The following is a 1,639-nucleotide window of genomic DNA, read 5'->3' as shown; positions in this document are numbered from 1 at the left end:
GAGCAGGCCATCGAGCTGGCCGGCAAGGCGGCCGAGGCGGCCGAGCAGGCGGAGGAAGCCGCCGACGCAGCCGGGGAACTGGCCGGCGACATCGGCGAGGACGAAGACGAACACGAACACGAACACGACGGCCCGGGCGGCTGGCACCACCGGCCGCATCCGCCGCATCCCCCGCACCCGCCGCATCCCCCGCATGCGCCGCACCACGGTCAGCACGGGCCGGGCGATCACCGGGAGTGGCGGGATCCCGCCGAGCGGCTGCAGGACCGGGTCGAGCAGGTCGTCCAGCGGTTCGAGATGATGCGAGACCGGGCCGACCAGCTGATCCGCGCGGCGGAGCGGATCTTCCCGCCGGGGCGTTCGGAGACCACGCACAAGGAACGCGAGGTTACCGAGTCCGACTGAGGCGAGGCTTCCGCGGTCGTCAGTGGCCGCGGAAGGCTTCGGCCAGCCACCACGACGGCTCGCCGCGGGTCACCTTCGCGTCCACGACCATCGGGCGGTCACGCGGCCCGGCCAGCCAGGCCGCGACCGCGTCCAGGTCCCCCAGGGCGCGGACGGTGACCGCTGCGCAGCCGAAGCCGCGGCCGATGCCGGCGATGTCGGCCGGCGGGAACGTGACGTGGTCGAGCGGGTAGCCGTCCGGGCCGAAGTGGTGCACTTCCGCGCCGTAGGCCTCGTCGTCGTACACGACGACGAGGAGGTCGAGGCCGAGGCGGACCGCGGTCTCCAGGTCGGCGACGCTCATCAGCAGGCCGCCGTCGCCGAGCGCGGCCACGGTCAGCCGGTCCTGGCGGGCGACGGCGGCGCCGATCGCGGTCGCGAGCCCCAGGCCGATCGACTGGAAGGCCTGGGTGAAGACGAAGCCGTCGGCGCCGGGGACGTCGAGGTACATGGCCGGATAGCCCATGAAGTTGCCCGAGTCGACCGCGACCGTCCGCTGCGCGGGCAGCATGTCGTCGAGTGCGATGGACAGCGTGCGCGGGTCGATACGGCCTTGTTCGTGCGCCTCTTCATAGGGCACGTCGCGCCAGCGGCCCTCGCGGGCGAGGCGGCCGGCGATTTCCGCGGACCGGTAGCCCCGCGGCCACTCCCCCGGCGGCGGCGGTCCGCCGACGCGCCGGTCCAGCTCCTCGTGAACCGCCCTGGCCGTCGCCGCCGTGTCGCCGGTGACGCCGAGGTCGATCCGGTGGTGCGCGCCGAGCGCGTCAGGGTCGAGGTCGACCTGGACCACGGTCGTGTTGTCGCCGACGAGCGTGCCGTGCCGCAGCGTCCACATGTTCAGCGCGCAGCCCCAGCCGACCAGCAGGTCGGCGTCCTTGATCAGGTCGGCCGCGACCGGGGTGGCGAAGCCGCCGCTGACGTCGAGACTGAACGGCGCGTCGCGGAACAAGCCGCGAGAGACGGCGGAGGTGGCTAGAAGAGCCCCCGTACGTTCGGACAAATGCTTTATTTCTTTTCCCGCATTTCTAGCGCCCCGGCCGGCGAGAAAGACCGGCCTGCGGGCGGCGGTCAGGGCGTCGGCGAGCGCGGCGACCGCCTCGCTGGCCGGTGCGGGGAGCGTGGCTGGCGGCACGGCGGGCAAGGTGAACGGCGACGCGGCCGCGGCCTGCACGTCGAGCGGCATGCTGAGCAGCAC

At 73.4% G+C, this 1,639-nt stretch carries 2 protein-coding genes; one reads left to right on the top strand and one right to left on the bottom strand.

From position 1 onward, the window contains the following. The coding region (locus WA805_RS24760; protein ID WP_425243530.1) for a hypothetical protein at positions 1-405 on the top strand (405 nt) is incomplete at its 5' end. A gap of 19 nt (positions 406-424) precedes the next feature. Here WA805_RS24760 and WA805_RS24755 read toward each other — a convergent pair. Further along, the coding region (locus WA805_RS24755) for a thiamine pyrophosphate-binding protein (RefSeq protein ID WP_425243529.1) at positions 425-1,639 on the bottom strand (1,215 nt) is incomplete at its 5' end.

The organism is Trebonia sp., from assembly GCF_049794275.1.
Lineage (GTDB): Bacteria > Actinomycetota > Actinomycetes > Streptosporangiales > Streptosporangiaceae > Trebonia.
This window is presented reverse-complemented; position numbering and strand designations above follow the sequence as displayed.